20 protein-coding genes are annotated in these 23,872 nt (G+C 64.5%); 13 read left to right on the top strand and 7 right to left on the bottom strand.

Features of this window, described 5'->3' with window-relative positions:
- Positions 1-36: 36 nt before the first annotated feature.
- The 3 genes from CWE01_RS30470 to CWE01_RS30460 form a co-directional block, all read right to left on the bottom strand.
- Positions 37-408, bottom strand: a complete 372-nt coding sequence (locus CWE01_RS30470; RefSeq protein ID WP_100944291.1) for a translation initiation factor Sui1 — start codon at positions 406-408, stop codon at positions 37-39.
- Between the two features lie 205 nt (positions 409-613).
- Entirely contained in the window at positions 614-1,141 is a 528-nt protein-coding gene (locus CWE01_RS30465) for an NUDIX hydrolase (RefSeq protein WP_100944290.1), read from the bottom strand.
- Positions 1,142-1,144: 3 nt separating this feature from the next.
- A complete protein-coding gene (locus CWE01_RS30460; protein ID WP_100944289.1) occupies positions 1,145-2,212 on the bottom strand; it encodes a DUF2333 family protein in 1,068 nt (355 codons plus the stop codon).
- 305 nt (positions 2,213-2,517) lie between these two features.
- On the opposite strand from CWE01_RS30460, the gene CWE01_RS30455 reads away from it, so the two are divergent.
- From CWE01_RS30455 to CWE01_RS30390, 13 genes are all read left to right on the top strand, one after another.
- Complete coding sequence (locus tag CWE01_RS30455; protein WP_100944288.1) at positions 2,518-4,179, top strand: PleD family two-component system response regulator; 1,662 nt, start codon at positions 2,518-2,520, stop codon at positions 4,177-4,179.
- A 55-nt stretch (positions 4,180-4,234) separates the two neighbouring features.
- Entirely contained in the window at positions 4,235-6,196 is a 1,962-nt protein-coding gene (locus tag CWE01_RS30450; RefSeq protein WP_100944287.1) for a methyl-accepting chemotaxis protein, read from the top strand.
- A 269-nt stretch (positions 6,197-6,465) separates the two neighbouring features.
- Positions 6,466-6,921, top strand: a complete 456-nt coding sequence (gene aroQ / locus CWE01_RS30445) for a type II 3-dehydroquinate dehydratase (RefSeq protein WP_100944286.1) — start codon at positions 6,466-6,468, stop codon at positions 6,919-6,921.
- A 24-nt stretch (positions 6,922-6,945) separates the two neighbouring features.
- Positions 6,946-7,404 (top strand): acetyl-CoA carboxylase biotin carboxyl carrier protein, encoded by a 459-nt coding sequence (gene accB / locus CWE01_RS30440; RefSeq protein ID WP_100944285.1) that lies wholly within the window; start codon positions 6,946-6,948, stop codon positions 7,402-7,404.
- Between the two features lie 17 nt (positions 7,405-7,421).
- A complete protein-coding gene (gene accC, locus CWE01_RS30435) occupies positions 7,422-8,780 on the top strand; it encodes an acetyl-CoA carboxylase biotin carboxylase subunit (RefSeq protein WP_100944284.1) in 1,359 nt (452 codons plus the stop codon).
- Positions 8,781-8,919: 139 nt separating this feature from the next.
- A complete protein-coding gene (prmA, locus tag CWE01_RS30430; RefSeq protein WP_100944283.1) occupies positions 8,920-9,798 on the top strand; it encodes a 50S ribosomal protein L11 methyltransferase in 879 nt (292 codons plus the stop codon).
- 30 nt (positions 9,799-9,828) lie between these two features.
- Entirely contained in the window at positions 9,829-11,145 is a 1,317-nt protein-coding gene (locus CWE01_RS30425; protein ID WP_100944282.1) for a DUF3426 domain-containing protein, read from the top strand.
- A 175-nt stretch (positions 11,146-11,320) separates the two neighbouring features.
- The gene (gene dusB / locus CWE01_RS30415) at positions 11,321-12,334 is read left to right on the top strand and encodes a tRNA dihydrouridine synthase DusB (protein WP_100944281.1); all 1,014 of its coding nucleotides are present in this window, start codon (positions 11,321-11,323) and stop codon (positions 12,332-12,334) included.
- Positions 12,331-12,651, top strand: a complete 321-nt coding sequence (gene fis, locus CWE01_RS30410) for a DNA-binding transcriptional regulator Fis (protein WP_003186237.1) — start codon at positions 12,331-12,333, stop codon at positions 12,649-12,651. Before dusB ends, fis begins: the two co-directional genes overlap by 4 nt.
- A gap of 81 nt (positions 12,652-12,732) precedes the next feature.
- Positions 12,733-14,340, top strand: a complete 1,608-nt coding sequence (gene purH / locus CWE01_RS30405; RefSeq protein WP_100944280.1) for a bifunctional phosphoribosylaminoimidazolecarboxamide formyltransferase/IMP cyclohydrolase — start codon at positions 12,733-12,735, stop codon at positions 14,338-14,340.
- Positions 14,341-14,490: 150 nt separating this feature from the next.
- Positions 14,491-15,786, top strand: a complete 1,296-nt coding sequence (purD, locus tag CWE01_RS30400) for a phosphoribosylamine--glycine ligase (protein WP_100944279.1) — start codon at positions 14,491-14,493, stop codon at positions 15,784-15,786.
- Between the two features lie 99 nt (positions 15,787-15,885).
- Positions 15,886-18,672, top strand: a complete 2,787-nt coding sequence (locus tag CWE01_RS30395) for a hybrid sensor histidine kinase/response regulator (protein WP_100944278.1) — start codon at positions 15,886-15,888, stop codon at positions 18,670-18,672.
- 116 nt (positions 18,673-18,788) lie between these two features.
- Positions 18,789-19,388, top strand: coding sequence for a MarC family protein (locus CWE01_RS30390; RefSeq protein ID WP_100944277.1), 600 nt, complete (start codon positions 18,789-18,791; stop codon positions 19,386-19,388).
- 58 nt (positions 19,389-19,446) lie between these two features.
- On the opposite strand, the gene cobJ is transcribed toward CWE01_RS30390, so the two are convergent.
- From cobJ to cobG, 4 genes are read right to left on the bottom strand one after another with little or no spacing between them, the layout of a single operon-like run.
- Positions 19,447-21,153 carry a precorrin-3B C(17)-methyltransferase gene (gene cobJ / locus CWE01_RS30385; RefSeq protein ID WP_100944276.1) on the bottom strand — a complete coding sequence of 569 codons (1,707 nt, stop codon included), beginning with the start codon at positions 21,151-21,153 and terminating at the stop codon, positions 19,447-19,449.
- Entirely contained in the window at positions 21,150-21,881 is a 732-nt protein-coding gene (locus CWE01_RS30380; RefSeq protein WP_100944275.1) for a precorrin-2 C(20)-methyltransferase, read from the bottom strand. Before CWE01_RS30380 ends, cobJ begins: the two co-directional genes overlap by 4 nt.
- Positions 21,881-22,507: a precorrin-8X methylmutase gene (locus tag CWE01_RS30375; protein WP_100944274.1), complete on the bottom strand. Its 627-nt coding sequence runs from the start codon at positions 22,505-22,507 to the stop codon at positions 21,881-21,883. The genes CWE01_RS30380 and CWE01_RS30375 overlap by 1 nt, the downstream gene beginning before the upstream one ends.
- A complete protein-coding gene (gene cobG, locus CWE01_RS30370) occupies positions 22,500-23,825 on the bottom strand; it encodes a precorrin-3B synthase (RefSeq protein WP_256346865.1) in 1,326 nt (441 codons plus the stop codon). The genes CWE01_RS30375 and cobG overlap by 8 nt, the downstream gene beginning before the upstream one ends.
- Positions 23,826-23,872 lie beyond the last annotated feature (47 nt).

Below are 23,872 nucleotides of genomic sequence, written 5' to 3'. Positions count from 1 at the left end.
GATGGGTCAACTTCACGGTGGTTTTCACAGAGGCTGCTAGCCGCCGGACTTCTTCGCCTTGAAACCGTGCTTTTCCAGCTCGGCCAGCAGCAACTCGACGTGATCGCCCTGGATCTCGATCACGCCATCCTTCAAGGCACCACCGGTTCCACAGCGTTTCTTCAACGCGGTCGCCAGGTCCTTGAGGGCGTCTTCGGCCAAGGGCACGCCGGTGACAGTGGTCACCGTCTTGCCGCCACGGCCCTTGCTTTCGCGACGCACGCGGGCAATGCCGTCACCGGCAGGAAGAACGTTTTGTTTGCAGATACAGGCCGCCACCGGCTGGCTACAGTCCGGGCAATGTCGACCTGCGTCGGTGGAAAACACCAGGCCACCGAGGGCGGCGAAGGATGCGGCTTTTTTGGCCACCGGCAATCCTCTTGGGAGGACTAAAGACTGGTCACACCCCCGGGAGGGGCCTGCGACCGCGAAGCCCCACTCAGGCAGGGGCAGCGCAACTGCGGCGGGCAACGCCGCCGCAGCTTTGAAAGTCGCGCAGTGTAACGGCAAAAAGCCCCCGGCCCAATAGCCAAACAGCGCCAATTGATGAAGCTTTTGCGACGTCGCTGCCGCGTTATTGCAGATAACGTTTCAACGCCGCCAGGGAGTCCGGGCAGTAGGGCTTTTCCAGGGTTTCACGCAGGGCCTGGTCGACCGGGACAAAACGCGCCTCGAGTACCTCTTCCGACTGCAGCCGCAGCGGCCCGTCCCAGACCGCGCTGAACACCGCGCACCAGAGCCGGTTGCCCGGCTGATCGAAGAAGAAGTGCTCGTGCTCGGTCAGCGGCACGCCACTGACCCCCAGCTCTTCTTCCAGCTCGCGGGCAGCGGACTCGGCATAACTTTCGTCGGCCTGGACCATGCCGCCGGCGGCCACATCCCAGTAACCGGGGTAGATGGCCTTGCTCAAGGTCCGCCGGTGCACGCACAGCTCACCGGCGGAGTTGAACAGCAGGATATAGGTGCCGCGCCCGATCAGGCCGCGCTCGCGCAACTCGATTCGGGCCAGGGCGCCGAGCAACTGGTCATCGGCGTCGACCCAGGCGATCTGTTCGGCGTCGGAGGCCGCGCGGTGCAGGGCCTCCTGCGAAGCGTTATCCATGGCTCAGCCCTGGTTCAGCAGTTGGCGCAAATCGATCACCGCCGCGTTGGCCCGGGAAATATAGTTGGCCATGACCAGCGAGTGGTTCGCCAGGATACCGAAGCCGCTGCCATTGAGGATCATCGGGCTCCAGATCGGCTGCTGTGAGGCCTCCAGTTCACGAATGATCTGGCGCACGCTGACCGTGGCGTTCTTCTTCGCCAACACGTCGGCGAAGTCGACCTCGACAGCCCGCAGCAGGTGCGACAGTGCCCAGGCCTGGCCGCGTGCCTCATAGAACACGTTGTCGATCTGCAACCACGGGGTTTCGACGATTTCCTCATCGACCTGCGGCGCTTGCCCCGGGATCACGCTTTCGGTTTTCAGCGCGGTGTTCAGCTTGACCCGCCCGACACTGGCCGACAGGCGCTGGGACAGCGAGCCGAGACGGGTCGCGACATCGCCGAGCCAGTTGTTCAGGTTGTCGGCGCGAGCATAGAACAGTGCATTGTTCTGGTTCGGATCGGACAAACGGGCCTGGTAGCGGCTCAGGGAATTGATCCCTTCCTGATATTCCGACTCGCTGGACGGCAGCATCCAGCTCTTGTTGTCGAAGTTGAAGCGCGGCTCGGCCTTGGCCAGATCGGCATCTTCAGCCGATTGCGACTGGGAACGGGCGAAGTCCTTGCGCAGGGCACGGGTCATGTCGCGGACCTGGACCAGCACGCCGTATTCCCAGCTGGGAATATTGTCCAGCCAGACGCCCGGCGGAAAACGGTCGTTGGACAGGTAGCCACCGGGCTTGTGGAGCAAGGTGCCGGCCACGGTCTTGAGGGTTTCCACCGTGGTATAGCCGACCACCATCTTGCGGCCTTCCTTCTCGGCGGCCATCTGGGCGTTCTGCTGCACCGCAAACAGCGGCGGCTCCTGGCTCCAGTACCAACCGATGAGGATCGTGGTCAGCAGGTACAAGCCCAGCAGGGTCGCCAGTGCACGACTGAACAGCATCCCGCGAAAATAACCGCGGGTCGCCGACTTGGGTTCGGCGGCGCGCTCCGGCGCGCTGTCTTCGCGTTTTTTCCAGTCCAGCATGGCTCTATCCTTTTCCTGAATTCATCGGTTCGACCACAACCCTGCTCCATCGTGCCTTTCCTGTCATTGCGCAAGGTCAAGGGCACGGCAGCGTTGCCATCCGTGCGAGCACTATAAATCAAGCCCCGGCAGGGCGCCTCCCCGATACGACCTCTCCGGTCTTGTTGTGGGATCCAACCCAGCGAAACCGGTGGGTCACCAAATGAATCAGCTTAATTGACGGATGACACCGCCATTGACGAAAAGAGCTGCTAGCATAGAGCCATCAGTCGACCCCAGCCGTTCCCCTCACTAGTAGTCAGGACATGACCGAGCCAGAAGACCCCAGCCGCGAGCGCCTCAAGCAGCACTTTGCCCAGCGGGTCATCCATCAGGCCCGGCAAATCCTCGAGATCTGGCAACGCCTGCAACGCAGCGAATGGTCGAGCACCGACATGTCCGAGCTGAGCGAAGCCAACCTGCGCCTGCTGCGCTTCGCCGAACGTTTCGAACAACCTGAACATACCCAACTGGCCCACCATATCAGCCAGTCCCTGGAAGCCGTCGAGGCCAACCGCGGACGCCTGAGCAGCGGCCTGATCAGCGAACTCAATCGCCTGATGCAGCGCCTGTCGCGTACCGGCCTGCGCCACGGCGACCAGCTCGACCAGACCTTCCTTCCGCCGCTGCGCAAACCGGTCTACGTGATGCTGCAAGACCACGACCGCGGCGAGCGCCTGGCCAAGCAACTGGAATTCTTCGGCCTCAGTGCCCAGTCGCTGGAAAGTGTCGCGGCGTTCCGCTCGTCGATGGCCGAACGCCTGCCCTCGGCGATCATCATGGACGTCGACTTCAGTGGCGCCGGCATGGGCCTGCACCTGGCCGCCGAAGCGCAACTGGGTCTGGAGCAGAAGCTGCCGCTGTTGTTCTTCAGCCACCACGAAACCGACACCCCGACGCGCCTGGCCGCCGTGCGCGCCGGCGGCCAGGAGTTCCTCACCGGGACCCTGGAAGCCTCCAGCCTGCTGGAGAAAATCGAGATACTCACCTGCGTCGCCCAATACGATCCGTACAAGGTGCTGATCATCGACGACTCGCGGGCCCAGGCACTGCACACCGAGCGCCTGCTCAACAGCGCCGGGATCGTCACCCGCACGCTGATCGACCCGATCCAGGCCATGGCCGAACTGGCGGATTTCCAGCCGGACCTGATCATCCTCGACATGTACATGCCAGCCTGCACCGGCACGGAACTGGCCAAGGTGATCCGCCACAACGACCGCTATGTCAGCGTGCCGATCATCTACCTGTCGGCCGAAGACGACCTGGACAAGCAGCTCGACGCCATGAGCGAGGGCGGCGACGATTTCCTCACCAAGCCGATCAAGCCGCGCCACCTGATCACCACCGTGCGCAACCGCGCCGCCCGCGCCCGCAACCTCAAGGCGCGGATGGTCCGCGACAGCCTCACCGGCCTGTACAACCACACCCATATCCTGCAGCTGCTCGAAGACTGCAGCTTCCGCGCCCGCCGCGAATGCAAGCCGCTGAGCTTCGCGATGCTCGATATCGACCATTTCAAGCGGGTCAACGACAGCCACGGCCACCCCATGGGTGACCGGGTGATCAAGAGCCTGGCGCTGTTTCTCAAGCAACGCCTGCGCAAGACCGACTTTATCGGTCGTTATGGCGGCGAAGAGTTCGCCATCGTCATGCCCGACACCGATCTCGAGTCGGCTTATAAAGTGCTGGATGAGATTCGCCAGCGCTTCGCCGAAATCCACTACCCCGCGCAACCGCAGGATCTGTGGTGCACCTTCAGCGCCGGGGTGGTGGAACTGCAGGCCGATTCCGACGCCCTGATGATGGCCAGCCAGGCCGACGAAGCGCTCTACCGCGCCAAACATGCCGGACGCAACCGCGTGCAAGCGGCACGGCAAAGTGCCAGCTTTTCATCGGATTCCACTGACTCAGTCATGACTCTGTAACAAAACAGCAATAACTTCAGGCACTTACCACTTTTTGTCGTGGATAGAATCCTGAATGCGCCTGAAGCTGCTGACCAACCTCAACACCCTGCTGCTCGTCGCCGTCTGCCTGGCGCTCGGAGCCACGCTCTGGTGGTCGCAGCAGGCGCTGGAACGCCCCTACCAATTGATGGAGCGTTACCTCAGCCTGTCGCAACAGTTCCAGAACCAGGCAGCGCGCAATATCGAAGACTACCTGGGCAGCGGCGACGCCTTGCGCCTGAGCAGTGCCAACCAGGCCATCGAGCAGCTGGAAAAACAGCTCGGCGCCCTGCCGCCGGACCTGACCGCGACCCTGCGTCCGAGCCTGGCCGCCCTCAACGACTTCAGCAAGACCGACCTGCTTGCCGCCGGCAAGCTGGCCGGCGACCCGCAGGCCCTGCTGCTCCAGGCCGAACGCGAGCTGGGCGGTAACCTCGATCAACTGAGCCAGTACGCCATCCAGGCCAAGACCCCGGAAGCGGCCGCCTACCTGCCCCTGTTGCTGACGGCCTCGTCGCACCTGGCCAAGCTGAGCCTGGCGCGGGACAAACTGGTCAGCAGCGGACGCAGCGAACTGGCCGCCGATGTCGAGCGCGAACTGGCGAGCATTCGCGGCCAGGCCGAACAGCTCGAAGCCCTGCCCCTGCTGGGTGTGACCGCCAGCAGTGAATCCAGCACCGACGACTTCAGCGCCATGATGGGCCTGGAAAACACCGAAAAGGCCGTGGTCCAGGACACCGGCGTCGACCTCAAGCGCGAACTGCACAGCCTGCTGACCCGTTACCCGGCGGAACTGAGTCGCACCCGCGAGCAGATCCAGAAGCGCGCGGACCTGGCGGCGGCGACCCACCTCAAGATCAGCGCCGTACAACAGGCGATTGCCGGGCTGGAGCCGGAGGTCCGCGCCCAGCATGGCAAGATCCAGGGCGACGTGCGGATGATGCAGGGCTTGATGATCGGCCTGATCCTGCTGATCGCCCTGTTGATCGATACCCTGCAGCGCAAGCTGTCGCGGGTCCTGACCAACCTCGCGCCGGCGCTGTCGACCTGGGCCGAAGGCGATTTCAGCCGGGATATCCAGCTGGGCAAGACCAATCGCGAACTGCATGACATCGAAGCCTCGCTGAACCGCCTGCGCGCCTATCTGGTGGACCTGGTCGGCACTATCCGGCAGAACGCCGAGGAAGTCGCCGGCAGCAGCCGCGCCCTGGCCGACCTCAGCGGCGGCCTGCACAGCGGCGCCGAGCGCCAGGCCGGCGACACCGCGCAGATCCGCGACGCCCTCGGCGAGCTGGAAGCGACTATCCAGCAAGTCGCCGGTGACGCCAGCCAGGCCGCCGATGCCAGCCGCAGTGCCGGCAGCGCGGTGGAACACGGCCAGCAGGTCATCGGCCTGAGCCTCACCGGTCTGCACGCACTTGTGGGGGAAGTCCAGGGCAATGCGCAGATGATCGAGAAACTCGCCGAGGAATCGGCCACCATCGGCGGCGTGCTGACGGTGATTCGCTCGATTGCCGACCAGACCAACCTGCTGGCCCTCAATGCCGCCATCGAAGCCGCCCGCGCCGGGGAAATGGGCCGTGGTTTCGCCGTGGTCGCCGAAGAGGTGCGCAGCCTGGCACAACGCACGGCCGGGGCCACGGGCGAGATCCAGACCCTGATCGCCGGCCTGCAGAGCGCCGCGCGGCAGTCGGTGGAAGGCATGCGTGCGCAGGTCGAACATGCCGAGGCCACGGCCAGTCAGGCCCAGGCGGCGGACGGTGCACTGGACAAGATCGTCGGCGCGATCCAGACCATCGCCGAGACCGCGGTGCGCATCGCCGATGTCACCGCCCAGCAAAGCGGCGCCGTCAGCGAAATCCGCGATCACAGCGAACGTATTCACCAGTTGGGTGGCGACAACCTGCTGCGCATCGGCGAGGGCCGCAGCCAGGGCGAACACCTGCTGGTACTGGGCGGGCAGTTGCGTACCGCGGTGCAGGCCTTTCGCGTCTGAACGGGCGCCACAAAGCGCTTCCGCCCGCCCGTTCCCTCGTCGGCAACGGCAGCAAAATCACCGCCGTAAGAGGGCATCGACGAAACCGCTGCGGCGAACTTCGTCGAACCTGTCGCGGAGACGAATGACCGGATCCGGCAAATCAGTCATAAATTTCGCGCGAACATCGGACATCGTGCTGGCTATTGCAGGTAACTGGACAGTCGCCAAAGCTTTCCGGCATAGTCGGCCCGCACCGACAACTGCACGTGAATAACAAGGAACAACCGATGGCGACCCTACTGGTTCTGCACGGACCCAACCTGAACCTGCTCGGCACCCGCGAGCCGGGTGTCTATGGCGCGGTGACGCTGCCCGAGATCAACCAGGACCTGGAGCGTCGGGCCCGCGAAGCCGGGCACCATCTGCTGTACCTGCAAAGCAACGCCGAGTACGAACTGATCGACCGGATCCACGCGGCCCGTGGCGAAGGCGTGGACTTCATACTGATCAATCCAGCGGCTTTTACGCACACAAGTGTCGCATTACGTGACGCGCTGCTGGCGGTGAGCATCCCATTCATCGAAGTGCATTTGTCGAACGTGCACAAACGCGAACCTTTCCGCCATCACTCCTACTTTTCAGATGTTGCTGTGGGAGTGATCTGCGGCCTTGGCGCCAGCGGTTACCGACTGGCCCTGGAGGCCGCCCTGGAACAGCTTGAATCACAGGCTAAACACCCCTGACCGACCCTTGGGAGTTGACGATTAATGGATATCCGTAAAGTTAAGAAACTGATCGAATTGCTGGAAGAATCCGGTATCGACGAGCTCGAGATCAAGGAAGGCGAAGAGTCCGTACGCATCAGCCGCCACAGCAAGACCCCGGCGCAGCAGTACTACGCTCCGGCACCGATGCCCGCACCGGTCGCCGCCGCTCCGGCTGCCGCCCCAGTGGCCGCGGCTCCGGTTGCCGCCGCCGCCCCGGCGCTGAACGGCACCGTAGCCCGTTCGCCGATGGTCGGTACCTTCTATCGCAAATCCTCGCCTGCTGCCCCGTCCTTCGTCGAAGTCGGCCAGAGCGTGAAGAAAGGCGACACCCTGTGCATCGTCGAAGCGATGAAGATGATGAACCACATCGAAGCTGAAACCAGCGGTGTGATCGAATCCATCCTCGTCGAAGACGGCCAGCCGGTTGAGTACGACCAACCGCTGTTCACCATCGTTTGAAGCGCGGAGAGCCAACGATGTCGAATCCTGCGAAGTTGGAAAAAGTCCTGATCGCCAACCGCGGTGAAATTGCACTGCGGATCCTGCGCGCCTGCAAGGAACTGGGGATCAAGACCGTCGCCGTCTACTCCAAGGCCGACAAGGAGCTGATGCACCTGGGCCTGGCGGACGAATCCGTGTGCATCGGCCCGGCGCCTGCCGCCCAGTCCTACCTGCACATCCCGGCCATCATCGCGGCCGCGGAAGTGACCGGTGCCACGGCGATCCACCCGGGCTACGGCTTCCTCGCGGAAAACGCCGACTTCGCCGAACAGGTCGAGAAATCCGGTTTCGCCTTCATCGGCCCGCAAGCCGACACCATTCGCCTGATGGGCGACAAGGTTTCGGCCAAGCACGCCATGATCAAGGCCGGCGTACCGACCGTTCCCGGTTCCGACGGCCCGCTGCCGGAAGACGAGGAAGAAGCCCTGCGCATCGGCCGTGAAGTCGGCTACCCGGTGATCATCAAGGCCGCCGGTGGCGGTGGTGGTCGCGGCATGCGCGTGGTGCACAAGGAAGAAGACCTGATCTCCTCGGCCAAACTGACCCGCACCGAAGCTGGCGCGGCGTTCGGCAACCCGATGGTGTACCTGGAAAAATTCCTCACCAACCCGCGCCACGTGGAAGTCCAGGTGCTGTCCGACGGCCAGGGCCACGCCATTCACCTGGGTGACCGCGACTGCTCGCTGCAGCGCCGCCACCAGAAGGTACTGGAAGAAGCACCGGCCCCGGGCATCGATGAAAAGTCCCGCCAGGAAGTCTTCGCCCGTTGCGTCAAGGCGTGCATCGACATCAACTACCGTGGCGCCGGCACCTTCGAGTTCCTCTACGAGAACGGCAACTTCTACTTCATCGAGATGAACACTCGCGTGCAGGTGGAACACCCGGTATCGGAAATGGTCACCGGCATCGACATCGTCAAGGAGATGCTCAGCATCGCCGCCGGCAACCCGCTGTCCTACACCCAGGACGACGTGGTGATCCGCGGTCACGCCCTGGAGTGCCGGATCAACGCCGAGGACCCGAAGAAGTTCATTCCGAGCCCGGGCACCGTCAAGCACTTCCACGCACCGGGCGGCAACGGCGTTCGCGTCGATTCGCACCTGTACAGTGGTTATGCGGTACCGCCGAACTATGACTCGCTGATCGGCAAGCTGATCACCTACGGCAAGGACCGTGACGAAGCCCTGGCGCGCATGCGCAACGCCCTGGACGAAATCGTGGTGGACGGGATCAAGACCAATATCCCGCTGCACCGCGACCTGGTTCGCGACGAAGGGTTCTGCAAGGGTGGTGTGAACATTCACTACCTGGAACACAAACTCGCCAACCAGTGAGTGCGTGATCCCGTCGACAAGGCCGCTTAATTGCGGCCTTGTCGTTTTTGAATACCGCCCAAGGCGCCGCTCAAGTAGACTTGCGCGTTTCTCGCAGCCCCAGCGGTTGCACACTCCATTTTTGCAAAGGTGCCCCGCCATGCCTTGGCTGCAAGTACGCCTGGCCATCAGCCCGGAACAAGCCGAAACCTACGAAGACGCCTTCCTCGAAGTCGGCGCCGTTTCGGTCACCTTCATGGATGCCGAAGATCAACCGATCTTCGAACCGGAACTCAATACCACCCCGCTGTGGTCCCACACCCACCTGCTGGCCCTGTTCGAAGGCGGCACCGAAGCGGCCAGCGTGCTCGCGCACCTGGAACTGCTGACCGGCGCACCGCTGCCCGAGCACCACAGCGAAGTGATCGAGGACCAGGACTGGGAACGCAGCTGGATGGACAACTTCGAGCCGATGCGCTTCGGCCGTCGCCTGTGGATCGTCCCGAGCTGGCACGCCGCGCCGGAACCGGAAGCGGTCAACCTGCTGCTCGACCCGGGCCTGGCCTTCGGCACCGGCACCCACCCGACCACCGCGCTGTGCCTGGAATGGCTCGACGGCCAGGACCTCAAGGACTGCAACGTCCTGGACTTCGGCTGCGGCTCGGGGATCCTGGCGATTGCCGCCCTGCTGCTGGGCGCCAGGGAAGCGGTCGGCACCGACATCGACGTCCAGGCCCTGGAGGCCTCCCGCGACAACGCCGGGCGCAACAACATCGCCGAAACGCTGTTCCCGCTGTACCTGCCGCAAGATCTGCCCCAGGTCCAGGCCGACGTGCTGGTGGCCAATATCCTCGCCGGGCCCCTGGTATCCCTGGCGCCGCAACTGTCCACCCTGGTCAAGCCCGGCGGTCGCCTGGCACTCTCGGGGATCCTCGCCGAACAAGGCGCGCAAGTCGCAGCCGCTTATGCCCAGGACTTCGACCTCGACCCGATTGCCGATCGCGATGGTTGGGTGCGCATCAGTGGTCGTCGGCGCTAGAATGGGCGCCTGCATGAACCGGATCGCCGCATGACCGACAGCTTCGTCACCCAGTGCCCGCATTGCCAGACCAGTTTCCGCGTCAGTCACGCTCAATTGAGCGTGGCCCGTGGTGTGGTTCGTTGCGGCTCCTGCCTGCAGGTGTTCAACGCTGCGCGACAACTGCTCGAACAACGTGCAGCCCGGGAAGCGGCGAGCGCCGCGGCTACTGCCGCGCCAGCAGCGGCACCAAAGCCGCTGCCACCCGCACCGCCAATGCCGCCACCGCCGCCTCCAGAACCGCCGCAACAGCCACGGGCCATCAGCCAGCGGCAGTGGTCGGCCGAAGAGCTGGACCTGGACAACCTCGACCTGGACGAAGAGCTGGCGCGCCTGGAACAACGGGAAATCCAGCCGACCAAGGCGTTCGGCCAGGACCGTGGCGGCAAGGGCGAGTCCCTCAGCGCCCGCCGCGACGGCCCGGACACGGAAGAAGAGCAATGGCCCGACAGCCTGTTCAGCGAACCGCCGGGCAAGCACCTCGACGCCACCCCGGCCGACGAGGGCGAAACAGCCCCGGCCAAGGCGCCGGAAAAGAAGGCCGAACAGCCCAAGTCGGCACGCACCGAGCCTTCGCTGTCCTTCGACCTCGCCAATCTGGACGACGAACCGCCGGTCCCGCGCCTGCAGCTTGAACACGACGAGCTGGAAGACGACACCTTCCATGCCCCGCCGGCCGCCGAACCGGCCGACGATGAGCCCCTCGAAGACGAGCGCAGGAAACCCAAGGCCAAGCGCGAACGCAACGAGCCCGGCCTGCACGACGACGTGCTGCTGGACCTGGTCGACGACCCGATCCAGCTCGACTGGCAACGCCGCCGCTCGCCCTGGGGCCGGCGCCTGCTCTGGCTGCTGCTGGTACTGCTGGCCGCCGGCGCGCTGGTCGGCCAATACGTCGGTTATCACTTCGACGAACTGGCGCGCCAGGACCAATACCGCCCCTGGTTCCAGCAACTGTGCCCGGAAGTCGGCTGCAAGGTGCCGTCAAAAGTCGATATCGCCCGGATCAAGAGCAGCAATCTGGTGGTGCGCAGCCACCCGGACTTCGCCGGCGCCCTGGTGGTGGACGCGATCATCTACAACCGTGCGCCGTTCTCCCAGCCCTTCCCGCTGCTGGAGCTGCGCTTCGCCGACCTCAACGGCCATCTGATCGCCAGCCGCCGCTTCAAACCCGCCGAGTACCTGAGCGGCGACCTTGCCGGCCAGGGTGAAATGCCGCCGCAAACACCGATCCACATCGCCCTGGACATCCTCGACCCGGGCGCCAAGGCCGTGAACTACAGCTTGAGCTTCCACTCGCCCGAGTAACCCGGTGTCCATTGCCGGTGGCACGGCGGTTTTCTGGCGACAACCAAACCGCCAGCGATAACCGAATAACTGTTCAGATTTTATCCAATTTTGCCTTTATCCGGTCATCGAGAGCGGGTATCATGCCAACCCTTTTTCGAACTCTCATGATCCGGCCCCACAACAGGGAAGTCCTATGTCGGCGGTACGCATCGGCCCATATACATTGCAGAACGGCTTGATTCTCGCCCCCATGGCGGGCGTCACCGACCAGCCCTTTCGTCAGTTGTGCCGACGCTTGGGCGCGGGTCTTGTAGTCTCGGAAATGGTCACCAGCGACATGAGCTTGTGGAACAGCCGCAAATCGCGTCTGCGCATGATCCACGAAGGCGATCCCGAGCCCCGCTCGGTACAGATCGCCGGTGGCGACGCACAGATGCTGGCGGAGGCGGCCCGGGCCAATGTCGAGCTGGGTGCACAGATTATCGATATCAACATGGGCTGCCCGGCCAAGAAGGTCTGCAACAAGGCCGCCGGCTCCGCGTTACTGAAAGACGAAGCACTGGTGAGCGAGATCCTCCACGCCGTGGTTGCGGCGGTGGACGTACCGGTCACCCTGAAGATCCGCACCGGCTGGGACCGGGCGAACAAGAACGGCCTGACAGTGGCAAAAATTGCCGAACAGGCGGGCATCACGGCGTTGGCGGTGCATGGACGAACCCGTGCCGACCTGTATACCGGTGAAGCCGAGTACGACACCATTGCCGCGATCAAGCAGGCGGTGTCGATCCCGGTCTTCGCCAACGGCGACATCGATTCGGCCGAGAAAGCCCGGCACGTGCTGCACGCGACCGGTGCCGATGGCCTGTTGATCGGCCGGGCCGCCCAGGGGCGGCCGTGGATTTTTCGTGAGATCGAGCATTTTCTGCGTACCGGCGAAACCCTCCCGGCACCGGAGTTGTTCGAGGTGGAACGTATTCTGCTAGAGCATCTGGCCGCGTTGCATGCCTTCTATGGGGAGGTGATGGGTGTGCGTATCGCCCGCAAGCACGTCGGCTGGTATCTCGCAACCTTGCCGGGCGCCAAGGAGTTTCGCGCCCACTTCAATCGTGTGGAAGAAACGGAAGCACAGTGCGCCAACGTTCGTGAGTTCTTCGCCGAGCGTTACAAGAGCCTGGTGACAGGGGAAGGGAGAGGGGTGGCCGCATGACGATGATGACCGAGACTTTAGTGAGTGGAACAACGCCCGTGAGCGACAACGTCAATTTGAAACAGCACCTCAACACGCCGAGCGAAGAAGGCCAGACCCTTCGCGGGAGTGTCGAGAAGGCGCTGCACAATTATTTCGCCCACCTTGAGGGCGCGGCCGTCACGGACGTGTACAACCTGGTGCTCTCGGAAGTCGAGGCGCCCCTGCTCGAAAGCGTGATGAACTACGTCAAGGGCAACCAGACCAAGGCCAGCGAGCTGCTCGGGCTGAACCGCGGCACCTTGCGCAAGAAACTCAAACAGTACGATTTGCTGTAAGCATTCAATCAAACCAGAAAGGCGCCCGCGTAGAACCGGTCGCCTTTTTTGCTGACTCCTTTGCTTTTGATGGAAATTGAGATGACCGACCAGACCACCCGCCTGCCGATCCGCCGTGCCTTGATCAGTGTTTCCGACAAGACCGGGATCCTCGAATTCGCCAAGGAGCTGGAAGCCCTGGGCGTGGAGATCCTCTCCACCGGCGGGACCTTCAAGCTGCTGCGCGACAATGGCGTGGCCGCAGTGGAAGTCGCGGATTACACCGGCTTCGCGGAAATGATGGACGGCCGGGTGAAGACCCTGCACCCGAAAATCCACGGCGGCATCCTCGGTCGTCGCGGCATCGACGACGCCATCATGAACGAGCACGGCATCAAGCCGATCGACCTGGTGGCGGTCAACCTCTACCCGTTCGAAGCCACCATCAACAAGCCTGGCTGTGACCTGCCGACCGCCATCGAGAACATCGATATCGGCGGCCCGACCATGGTCCGCTCGGCGGCCAAGAACCACAAGGACGTGGCCATCGTGGTCAACGCCGGCGACTACGCCCAGGTCCTGGAAAGCCTCAAGGCCGGTGGCCTGACCTACGCCCAGCGTTTCGACCTGATGCTCAAGGCCTTCGAACACACCGCCGCCTACGACGGCATGATCGCCAACTACATGGGCACCGTGAACCAGGCCGCCGAGACCCTGAGCACCGAAGGCCGCAGCGAATTCCCGCGCACCTTCAACAGCCAGTTCATCAAGGCCCAGGAAATGCGCTACGGCGAGAACCCGCACCAGAGCGCGGCGTTCTACGTGGAAGCCAAGCCGGCCGAAGTCGGCATCGCCACCGCCACCCAGCTGCAAGGCAAGGAACTCTCCTATAACAACGTGGCCGATACCGATGCCGCGCTGGAATGCGTGAAGAGCTTCGTCAAGCCGGCCTGCGTCATCGTCAAGCACGCCAACCCGTGCGGCGTGGCCGTCAGCCCGGACGCCGAAGGCGGTATCCGCCAGGCCTACGAACTGGCCTACGCCACCGACACCGAATCGGCCTTCGGCGGCATCATCGCCTTCAACCGCGAACTGGATGCCGAAACCGCCAAGGCCATCGTCGAGCGTCAGTTCGTCGAAGTGATCATCGCCCCGTCCGTGAGCGAAGAAGCCCGCGCCGTCGTGGCCGCCAAGGTCAATGTGCGCCTGCTGGTCTGCGGCCAATGGGACGCCAACCGCGCCCCGGCCTGGGACTACAAGCGCGTCAACGGTGGCCTGCTGGTGCAGAGCCGCGATATCGGCATGATCGGCAGCGACGATCTGAAAGTCGTGACCCAGCGCGCGCCGACCGAGCAAGAGATCCACGACCTGATCTTCGCCTGGAAAGTCGCCAAGTACGTCAAGTCCAACGCCATCGTCTACGCCAAGAACCGCCAGACCATCGGTGTCGGCGCCGGCCAGATGAGCCGCGTCAACTCCGCTCGTATTGCTGCAATCAAGGCCGAGCATGCTGGCCTGCAGGTACAGGGCTCGGTCATGGCTTCGGACGCGTTCTTCCCGTTCCGCGACGGTCTCGACAATGCGGCCAAGGCCGGTGTCACCGCGGTGATCCAGCCGGGCGGCTCGATGCGTGACAATGAAGTGATTGCGGCTGCCGACGAAGCCGGTATCGCGATGGTGTTCACCGGCATGCGCCACTTCCGCCACTGATAACACAGCCCCTGTAGGAGCCGGCTTGCTGGCGATGGCGGCCGCCAGATCGATGCAAGACTCGCTGGCCTCATCGCCAGCAAGCCGGCTCCTACAGTCAGCGTCCAGCGGGATGCTCTCTTAGAATTCAGCGTCATCGAGGTTTTTGAAATGAATGTTTTGATCATCGGCAGCGGTGGCCGTGAACACGCCCTGGCCTGGAAAGTGGCGCAGGACCCGCGTGTCGTAAAAGTCTTCGTTGCCCCGGGCAACGCCGGTACCGCCATCGAGGCCAAGTGCGAGAACGTCGCCATCGACGTCCTGGCCCTTGAGCAACTGGCGGACTTTGCCGAGAAAAACGTCTCCCTGACCATCGTCGGTCCGGAAGTACCGCTGGTGGCCGGCGTGGTCGACCTGTTCCGTGCCCGTGGCCTGGACTGCTTTGGTCCGACCGCCGGTGCCGCCCAGCTCGAAGGCTCCAAGGCCTTCACCAAGGACTTCCTGGCACGCCACAAGATCCCTACCGCCGACTACCAGAACTTCACCGAGATCGAGCCGGCCCTGGCCTATCTGCGTGAAAAAGGCGCACCGATCGTGATCAAGGCCGACGGCCTGGCCGCCGGCAAAGGCGTGATCGTCGCCATGACCCTGGGCGAAGCCGAAGACGCCGTCCGCGACATGCTCGCCGGCAACGCCTTCGGTGAGGCCGGTTCGCGGGTGGTCATCGAGGAGTTCCTCGACGGCGAAGAAGCCAGCTTCATTGTCATGGTCGACGGCAAGAACGTCCTGCCCATGGCCACCAGCCAGGACCACAAGCGCGTCGGCGACGGCGACAGCGGCCCGAACACCGGCGGCATGGGCGCCTACTCGCCGGCCCCGGTGGTCACCGCCGAAGTACACCAGCGGGTCATGGACCAGGTGATCTGGCCGACCGTGCGCGGCATGGCTGCCGAAGGCAACGTCTACACCGGTTTCCTCTACGCCGGGTTGATGATCGACCAGGCCGGCAACCCGAAGGTCATCGAGTTCAACTGCCGCTTCGGCGACCCGGAAACCCAACCGGTGATGCTGCGCCTGCAATCGAGCCTGATCCTGCTGATCGAGGCCGCGCTGGCCCAGGCCCTGGACAAGATCGAAGCACAATGGGACCCGCGTCCGAGCCTGGGCATCGTCCTCGCTGCCGGCGGTTACCCGGGCGACTACGCCAAGGGCGCAGTGATCAACGGCCTGGATGCGGCCGCGGGCCTGGAAGGCAAAGTCTTTCACGCCGGTACCGCACTGAAGGACGGCCAGGTAGTAACCTCCGGCGGTCGGGTGCTCTGCGCCACCGCCCTGGGCAACAGCGTTGACGCCGCACAGCAGCAAGCTTACAAGCTCGCAGCTAAGATTGATTGGGACGGCTGCTTCTACCGTAGCGACATAGGCTATCGTGCAATTGCACGCGAACGCGCAGACTCAAAGGAATAAGCTATCCGAAGGGATAGGCAAGGGCCTTCAGCCCTTGCCGAACTATTCCAGCCCTGCGCATAGTTATCACCGGGCATCAACCTACGAAGGGATTTCGCCGTGCGCTGGCTCAGGATCGCCATAGGTTTCACTGTCAGCTTGCTGACCCTGCTCTGCCTTGCCCCGGCCCAGGCCTCGCAAGGCATTGGCTGGGCGTCATTGCTTGACGACCAGGCCGACCTGCAATTGAGCGACATCCGCTCTTCGCGCTACATCAACCAATTCAGTCCCGTCGAGCTCGAACGCTTGACCGCCGCCCAGCCCGAGGGCGCCTTGTGGCTGCGCTTTCGCCTGCAACCGGGCAACCATGAACAAGTCCTGCGGGTCTTCGCCCCTGACCTGGCGCGTCTGGACCTCTACACCCTCGACGGCGACAACCTGATCGCCCAGGTGCGCACCGGCAACGACCTGCCCCAGGCCGAACGGCCGCTGCCCAGCAGCGACTTCATGCTGCCGCTGGTCCAGAGCACCCGACCGCTGGATATCTACCTGCGGCTGGTGTCCAAGCACGAGCTGCGCCCGCACATCACCCTCGAACCGGCGATCGCGGTCGCCGCCGACCAGAGCCAGTCATTGCTCTACGGCCTGCTCTTCGGCTGCCTGACGATGCTGATCCTGCACAACCTGATCCGCTTCACCTACACCCGCTCGCGCAGCAGCCTGTGGCTGGCGGCCTGCGAAGGTTTCCTGCTGCTCAGCGCGTTGTTCCTGCTGAACCTGATCGGCCCCTGGCTGCCCGACTGGAATGGTGCGCAGACCCCCGCTTCCTACGTGGCGCTGCTGCTGACCGCGCCCTGCGGACTGATGTTCACCTACTCGTTCTTTTCGCAGTTGGGCCCGCATCCGCTGAACAAGCTGCTGCTGGCCGATATCCTGGTCATCAGCCTCGGCGGCCTGTTGCTGTTGTTCGTCGACACCCTGCCCCTGAACATCATGACCTACGGCCTGGTGGGCCTGGCGAGCCTGAGCATCCTGCTGGTGTCCGCCTATCACTGGCAGAAGGGCTACCGCCCGGCGCGGCTGTTCGTGGTGGCCATGGTGATTTTCAACATCGGCACCCTGGTGATCCTGCCCGCGCTGCTGGGACTGACCCTCGTGGCGCCGCAAGGCCTGATCATCGCGCTGCTGATATTTATCTGCATCAGCGGCCTGTTGATGAGCGTGGCCCTCGGCGAGCGCCGTCGCAGCATCACCGAAGACCAGTTCAGCCTCAGCCGCGACCTGGCGGCGAGCAACGCGGAAATCGCCGCCAAGGCCGAATTCCTGGCGAAGATCAGCCACGAGATCCGCACGCCGATGAACGGTGTGCTGGGCATGACCGAACTGCTCCTCGGCACGCCGTTGTCGGTCAAGCAACGCGACTACGTGCAGACCATCCACAGCGCCGGCAACGAGCTGCTGACCCTGATCAACGAGATCCTCGATATCTCCAAGCTGGAATCCGGGCAGATCGAACTGGATGACGTGCAGTTCGACCTCAACGCCCTGATCGATGACTGCCTGAGTATTTTCCGCGCCCGGGCCGAGCAGCAGAATGTCGAGCTGATCAGCTTTATCCAGCCCCAGGTGCCGCGAGTGATCAGCGGAGACCCGACGCGTTTGCGCCAGACCCTGCTCAGCCTGCTGGAACACGCCCTGAAGAAAACCGACGAGGGCGAGATCCTGATTGTCGTCGCCCTCGACGAGCGCAGCGGCCAGCCGCGCCTGCGCATCGCGGTCCAGGACAGCGGCGTGCCGATGGGCGACGAAGAACGCGACGCCCTGCTCCACGCCGAACTGCAGAGCAAGAACTTCCTCGCCGCGACCCGCCTGGGCGGCAACCTCGGGCTGGTGATCGCCCGTCAGCTGGTGCAACTGATGCAAGGCGAGTTCGGCATCAAGAGCGGCGCCCACCAGGGCAGCACCCTCTGGCTGACCTTGCCGCTGGACCCGCTGCACCTGGAGAACCCGACCTCCGACCTCGACGGTCCCCTGCGCGGTGCGCGGGTGCTGGTGGTCGACGACAACGACACCTGCCGCAAGGTACTGGTGCAGCAATGCAGCGCCTGGGGCCTGAACGTCAGTGCCGTGCCGTCGGGCAAGGAGGCCCTGGCACTGCTGCGGACCAAGGCCCACCTGCGCGACTACTTCGATGCGGTGCTGCTGGACCAGAACATGCCCGGCATGACCGGCATGCAACTGGCGGCGAAGATCAAGGAAGACCCGAGCCTGAACCACGACATCCTGCTGATCATGCTCACCGGCATCAGCAACGCGCCGAGCAAGATCATCGCGCGTAATGCCGGGGTCAAGCGCATCCTCGCCAAGCCGGTGGCCGGCTACACCCTCAAGACCACCCTGGCGGACGAACTGGCCCAGCGCGACAAGCGGCCCGGATCGGGGCCGACGCCGCCGCCAGCCGCGAGTCCCGAGCCGGTGGAACCGATCACCGTGCCCAGCGACTTCCGCATCCTGGTGGCCGAAGACAACAGCATCTCCACCAAAGTGATCCGCGGCATGCTCGGCAAGCTCAACCTCAAGCCCGACACCGCCAGCAACGGCGAAGAGGCCCTGCGGGCGATGAAAGCCCAGCGCTACGACCTGGTGCTGATGGACTGCGAGATGCCGATCCTCGACGGTTTTTCCGCTACCCAGCAGCTACGGGCCTGGGAAGTCGGCAACCAGCGGGTGCGCACCCCGGTGGTGGCGCTGACCGCGCACATTCTCACCGAGCACAAGGAGCGCGCGCGCCAGGCCGGGATGGACGGGCACATGGCCAAGCCGGTGGAGCTGTCGCAATTGCGTGAGTTGGTGGAGCACTGGGTGGCCGAACGCGCGCTGCAGCAGGCCCAGGTTCCGACCCCCTGACGACGGGACAGAAAGCCGCCCCGTGACAATCGCCCCGGCCCGTCCCCGGACAGAGCCGACAGCGTGCGCAACCCCTGATAGACTGCCGTCGCCCTCCTCCGTTGCGAGCCCACACCATGCTCCACGTGTTATTCAGCGTTTACCTGAAGATGCTGGTGCTCTACAGCCCGTTCTTCGTCCTGTCCTGCTTTATCAGCCTGACCCGTGGTTACTCCAGTAGGGAGCGGCGGCGCCTGGCCTGGAAGGTCGCGCTGGCGACGCTGGTGTCCAGCGTGCTGCTGTATCTGTTCGGACGGGTGATCTTCAGCGTGTTCGGCATCACCGTGGATGCCTTCCGCATCGGCGCGGGCAGCGTGCTGTTTATTTCGGCGCTGGGCATGGCCCAGGGTAAATCGGCGGTGCAGACCGACAACCTGCAGCAGGACGTGACCATCGTCCCGCTGACCATCCCCCTGACCGTCGGCCCCGGCACCATCGGTGCCCTGCTGGTCATGGGGGTCAGCCAGCCGCACTGGGACGACAAGCTCTCGGCCATCGTCAGCATTGCGCTGGCGAGCCTGACCGTCGGCGTGGTGCTGTACCTGTCCCACCGGATCGAACGCCTCCTCGGCGACCAGGGCTTGCAGATCGTCAGCCGCCTGATGGGACTGTTCGTCTGCGCCCTGGCGGCGCAGATCATCTTTACCGGGGTGCGCGGGTATCTGGTGCCTTTATAGTCTTTTATAGACGATTATAGAGAATTATAGACGCCGTCCTTTTTGAGCCCGCAGCCCCTCAAGACCGTGGCTTTTCACCGTACCAGCGAGGGGTGTACACCCACTCGCCGCCCTCGGCACGGGGGAAGGTACAAGTGGTGGACGAGCCGATGATAACCATCGTGCGCATATCCACCTGGTCCGGCGTCAGCTCACCCAGGGTGGTCACCCGCAAGGTCTGTCCCGGCCGACCGATATCCCGTCCCAATACCACCGGCGTCTGCGCCGTGCGGTGCGTGGCGACGATCTCCAGGGCCCGGCCCAACTGCCAGGGGCGCGAGCGCGAGATCGGGTTGTAGAAAGCCAGGGCCAGGTCGGCCTGGGCCGCCAGGTCGAGACGCGTCTCGATGATGCTCCAGGGCTTGAGGTTGTCCGAGAGCGACATCACGCAGAAGTCATGCCCCAGCGGCGCACCAGCCTGGGCCGCCGTCGCCAGCGAGGCGGACACCCCCGGCAGGATTTCCAGGTCGACGCTGTGCCAGAGCGGGTCAGCCGACTCGTGCAAGGCTTCGAGCACCGCCGCCGCCATGGCGAATACGCCCGGATCGCCGGACGACACCACCACCACCGAACGCCCCTCGGCCGCCAACTCAAAGGCGTGTCGGGCGCGCTGCATCTCTTCGCGGTTATCGGTGCAATGCAGCACCTGATCGGCACGGAACGGGCCGGCCATGCGCACATAGGTTTCATAACCCAGCACATCGTTGGCCTTCGCCAATTCGGCCTTCACCGCCGGCACCATCAGTTCGGCGGCACCGGGACCGAGGCCGATCACCGCCAGGCGACCGCGCGGACGACCGATGCGCTCCGGTTCCAGTGGCTGGCTGGCGACCGCGATCGCCAGGCCCTCGCCGACAGAGATCGGCGGCAGCAACTGCGGTATCGCCTGTTGCGCCATTTCCGCGACCGAGCCGGTCGAGGCGACAAAACGCAACGGCACGCCCAACTCGACGGCCGCTTCGCGCAGCGCGGGACTGGCCATCTCGCTGTCCGCCGCCAACAGGCAGGCCAGCGACTGGCGGGCGATATTCGCGCCATGCAAGGCGTCGCGTACCGCACTGGCCAGCTCCGGCACACGGGCCGTGACCGCCACCAGCACGCTACGCGGATAAATCAGCAATTCATTGGCGGCCGGCACACGCTCGGCACTGCCGACATGAATCGACAGGCGCGCGTGGCTGTCTTCCGGCAAATGCGCCTGGGCCAGCCAGGGCGCCGCACCTTCGATACGCACGCTTTCACCGGCCAGCAGGTCCGAGACAAAACGCTTGCCCAGTTCCAGGTCGCCCAGGGCATAACCGCTCGGCGGGTTCAGCAGGCAGGTGCCGAAACGCAGCTCGCCGCTGGTGGTAATGGCGGCCGCGACACCGAGGCCGGCGGCCATTTCCCGGGCCATGACATTCACTCCGCCCAGACCGCCCAACAGCGGCACCACCGCACTACCGTCCTCGGCCACGGCCAGCACCGGCGGCTCGGCACCTTTTTCCAGCAGCACCGGAGCCAAGGTGCGGATCACGATACCAGCGGCGCACAGGGCAATGATCGGCGTGTCCTGCTGATAGAGCTGGCGCAGCGTCGCGCCAAACTCGTGATACAGCCGATCCGCGCCGTCGACCCGCTCCGCCAGCCCGTAGACCAGCGCATCCGGATAAATCTGTTGCAGCCGTCGGGCCGTCGCCAGGCTGCCATTGCCGAGGATGACAATGGCCGGTTGCGCGCGACTCATCCCTGCCACCGTTCGCCGGGCACGATGATCAGCGAGAAGTACGGCGAAGACATCGGCTCGACCTTATCCAGCGGGACGATCTTCTGGTTGGCCATGGTCGCGCGCTCCACATACAGCGCCCGGTCGGCCAGGCCCAGTTCTTCCAGCACCTGGCGCACCTTGGGGAAGTTGCGCCCCAGTTTCATGATCACCGCCGCATCGGCGTCGGCCAGGCGGCGCTTGAGTTCGTCATGGGGCAGCACGCCGGACAACACCGACAGGCTCTGGTTGCGATACACCAACGGTACGCCAAGCACCGAGGCGCCGCCGAGCATTGAGCACACGCCCGGAATCACCTCGGTCTCATAACGCTCGGCCAGGCGATCGTGCAGGTACATGTAGGAACCGTAGAAGAACGGATCGCCTTCGCAGATCACCGCCACATCACGACCGGCATCCAGGTGCGCGGCCACTTCCAGGCTGGCTTCGTCGTAGAAGTCGCTGATCACCTGCTCATAGGACAAGGGTGCGGGCAGCGCCTCGGTGGTCACCGGATAGACCAGCGGCAACAGGCCCTGGGCCTCCTGCAGGTGCGCCTCAATGATGCCGAAGGCGTTGCCTTTCTTGCCCTTGGCGACGAAGTACGCCACCACCGGCGACTCGCGCAACAGGCGCAGGGCCTTGACCGTAATCAGTTCCGGGTCACCGGGGCCCACGCCGAGGCCGATCAGACGTCCAGGCTGCTGCATCATTCAATCTCCGTAGCGAGGGCATTCACCGCGGCAGCGGCCATGGCGCTGCCGCCGAGCCGACCCTGCATGATCACGAACGGCACGCCACGGCTGTCGGCCGCGAGCATCGCCTTGGATTCGGCGGCGCCGACAAAACCCACCGGGAAACCGAGGATCAACGCCGGTTTCGGCGCGCCGGCATCGAGCATTTCCAGCAGGTAGAACAGCGCCGTCGGCGCATTGCCGATCACCACCACGCTGCCTTCCAGATGCGGCCGCCACAGTTCCAGCGCCGCCGCCGAACGGGTATTGCCCAGCTCCTGGGCCAACTCGGGAACACGCTCGTCGCGCAGGGTGCAGATCACCGGGTTGTTGGCCGGCAGGCGCGCACGGGTCACGCCCTCGCTGACCATCCGCGCATCGCAGAGAATCGCCGCGCCGGCCGCCAGGGCCTCGCGCCCGGCTTTGCCCGCGCCAGGGGAAAATTGCAGGCCGTCGATGGCATCGACCATGCCGCAAGCGTGGATCACCCGCACGGCGAGCTTCTCCAGATCCGCTGGAATCCGTGCCAGGTTGGCTTCCGCGCGAATGATCGCGAAGGAGTTGCGATAGATCTCCTGACCGTCGCGGATGTAATCAATCATCGGTGTTGCTCCGTGAGCGGGCTGCCAGCAAGGCGCCCGCCGCATCAATAGTAAGGTGGCGTGCGTGCAACCGGCCGAAGCCCGGGTGCGCGGCATCGCGGAAATAGAGGTCGTAATGGCCGGGCGCAACCGCCAGCAAGGTGGCCGGTGCCACATGGGCCGCCGCGCAGGAACGCGTGCAACCGGACAGGTGCACGCCCTGGGGCTGGTCCTGCAGGTGCAGCGCCAGCGTTCGGGCGTCGGCCTTGGTGTCGGCCAGGCCCTTGGCGCAACCGGCCGAGCCGGTGCAGGCGATCAGTTGCGCCAGGACGTCAGCGGCATCGCATAACAGTCCGAGGTGTTGCAGTTGCGTGGTAACGGCAGCCGCGTCTTCGGCCCGGATATTGGGCAGCAGCAAGCTCTGCCAGGGCGTCAGGCGCAGGCTGGCATCGCCGAACTCACTGGCCAATCGGGCCACGCCGTCGAGCATCGCCGCGTCGAGCCGGCCCAGGGGTGCCACTGCCCCCATGTACACACGCCCCGGCTGACGCTGTGGATAAGTACCGATATGCAGGAATTCGGGAACAGCGGATCGATGCCAGGACGAGACCAGCACAGGTTCGAAGCCAAGGCGCCGGGTCAATTGGGCAAGGAATTCAGCGGGCGAGATTTCAGCCAGCAGATGGCGCATGCGCGTCTGCTCGGGGCGGGCCAGATCGAGAAACAGCTCCAGCACCGCCACCACCAGCCCATGCCCCGCGGACAGGGGCACGGCGGCCAGCGGCAGGTCGTTGGCCGGGCAACCGGCCAGGCCGAACGCCAGGTACGGCTGATCGTCCAGCAGCAACGCCGACAGCCACAGGTCGTGGGGATGCTCCAGCATCGCCAGGGCTTCGCCGCCGTCCAGTTGCACGGCGAACTTGGCCGACAGCTCATGAAAACGTGGATGAGTCTGCAAGGTCGCCAGGATCTGCTCGGCCAGGGGCCGGGTGTCGATCAACAACTGACGGTCGATACCCGCGCTCGGGCTGAGCATCAGGTTGCGCACATCGTCGCCCGCTGGCGTGGTCGGTCCCAGCCCGGCGTCCAGCAATTCGTCGATCAGCGCTGCCTGTTGCTCGCCGATACCGCGAATCTGCAGGTTGGCCCGGTTGGTCGCCTCGATCACGCCACCGGCATAACGTGCGGCCGCCCGGGCCACGGCCTGGGCCTGGGCGCTGCCGATCACCCCGCCGGCCAGCTTGATCCGGCAGATACCGCCGTCCAGCGCCGGGACGATGCGCAGCAACCCCGGACAGGCCGAGGGACGAATAGCAGTGGCGGGCGGGCGTTGGTTCAAGGGGCAACCGGCAGTAAAGGAAAGGTATAGGCTGTTATCGAAGAGCA

It is taken from the genome of Pseudomonas sp. QS1027 (assembly GCF_002814235.1).
GTDB lineage: Bacteria > Pseudomonadota > Gammaproteobacteria > Pseudomonadales > Pseudomonadaceae > Aquipseudomonas.
The sequence above is the reverse complement of the archived record's forward strand: the minus strand, read 5'-3'. Positions and strand labels throughout refer to the sequence as shown.

Coding starts and splice junctions, on each gene's coding strand:
- CWE01_RS30460 (WP_100944289.1), bottom strand. CDS start 2,212: ATGCTGGACTGGAAAAAACGCGAAGACAGCGCGCCGGAGCGCGCCGCC.
- prmA (WP_100944283.1), top strand. CDS start 8,920: ATGCCTTGGCTGCAAGTACGCCTGGCCATCAGCCCGGAACAAGCCGAA.
- CWE01_RS30465 (WP_100944290.1), bottom strand. CDS start 1,141: ATGGATAACGCTTCGCAGGAGGCCCTGCACCGCGCGGCCTCCGACGCC.
- CWE01_RS30450 (WP_100944287.1), top strand. CDS start 4,235: ATGCGCCTGAAGCTGCTGACCAACCTCAACACCCTGCTGCTCGTCGCC.
- dusB (WP_100944281.1), top strand. CDS start 11,321: ATGTCGGCGGTACGCATCGGCCCATATACATTGCAGAACGGCTTGATT.
- purH (WP_100944280.1), top strand. CDS start 12,733: ATGACCGACCAGACCACCCGCCTGCCGATCCGCCGTGCCTTGATCAGT.
- CWE01_RS30455 (WP_100944288.1), top strand. CDS start 2,518: ATGACCGAGCCAGAAGACCCCAGCCGCGAGCGCCTCAAGCAGCACTTT.
- purD (WP_100944279.1), top strand. CDS start 14,491: ATGAATGTTTTGATCATCGGCAGCGGTGGCCGTGAACACGCCCTGGCC.
- accB (WP_100944285.1), top strand. CDS start 6,946: ATGGATATCCGTAAAGTTAAGAAACTGATCGAATTGCTGGAAGAATCC.
- CWE01_RS30380 (WP_100944275.1), bottom strand. CDS start 21,881: ATGCAGCAGCCTGGACGTCTGATCGGCCTCGGCGTGGGCCCCGGTGAC.
- CWE01_RS30375 (WP_100944274.1), bottom strand. CDS start 22,507: ATGATTGATTACATCCGCGACGGTCAGGAGATCTATCGCAACTCCTTC.
- CWE01_RS30425 (WP_100944282.1), top strand. CDS start 9,829: ATGACCGACAGCTTCGTCACCCAGTGCCCGCATTGCCAGACCAGTTTC.
- accC (WP_100944284.1), top strand. CDS start 7,422: ATGTCGAATCCTGCGAAGTTGGAAAAAGTCCTGATCGCCAACCGCGGT.
- CWE01_RS30390 (WP_100944277.1), top strand. CDS start 18,789: ATGCTCCACGTGTTATTCAGCGTTTACCTGAAGATGCTGGTGCTCTAC.
- aroQ (WP_100944286.1), top strand. CDS start 6,466: ATGGCGACCCTACTGGTTCTGCACGGACCCAACCTGAACCTGCTCGGC.
- fis (WP_003186237.1), top strand. CDS start 12,331: ATGACGATGATGACCGAGACTTTAGTGAGTGGAACAACGCCCGTGAGC.
- cobJ (WP_100944276.1), bottom strand. CDS start 21,153: ATGAGTCGCGCGCAACCGGCCATTGTCATCCTCGGCAATGGCAGCCTG.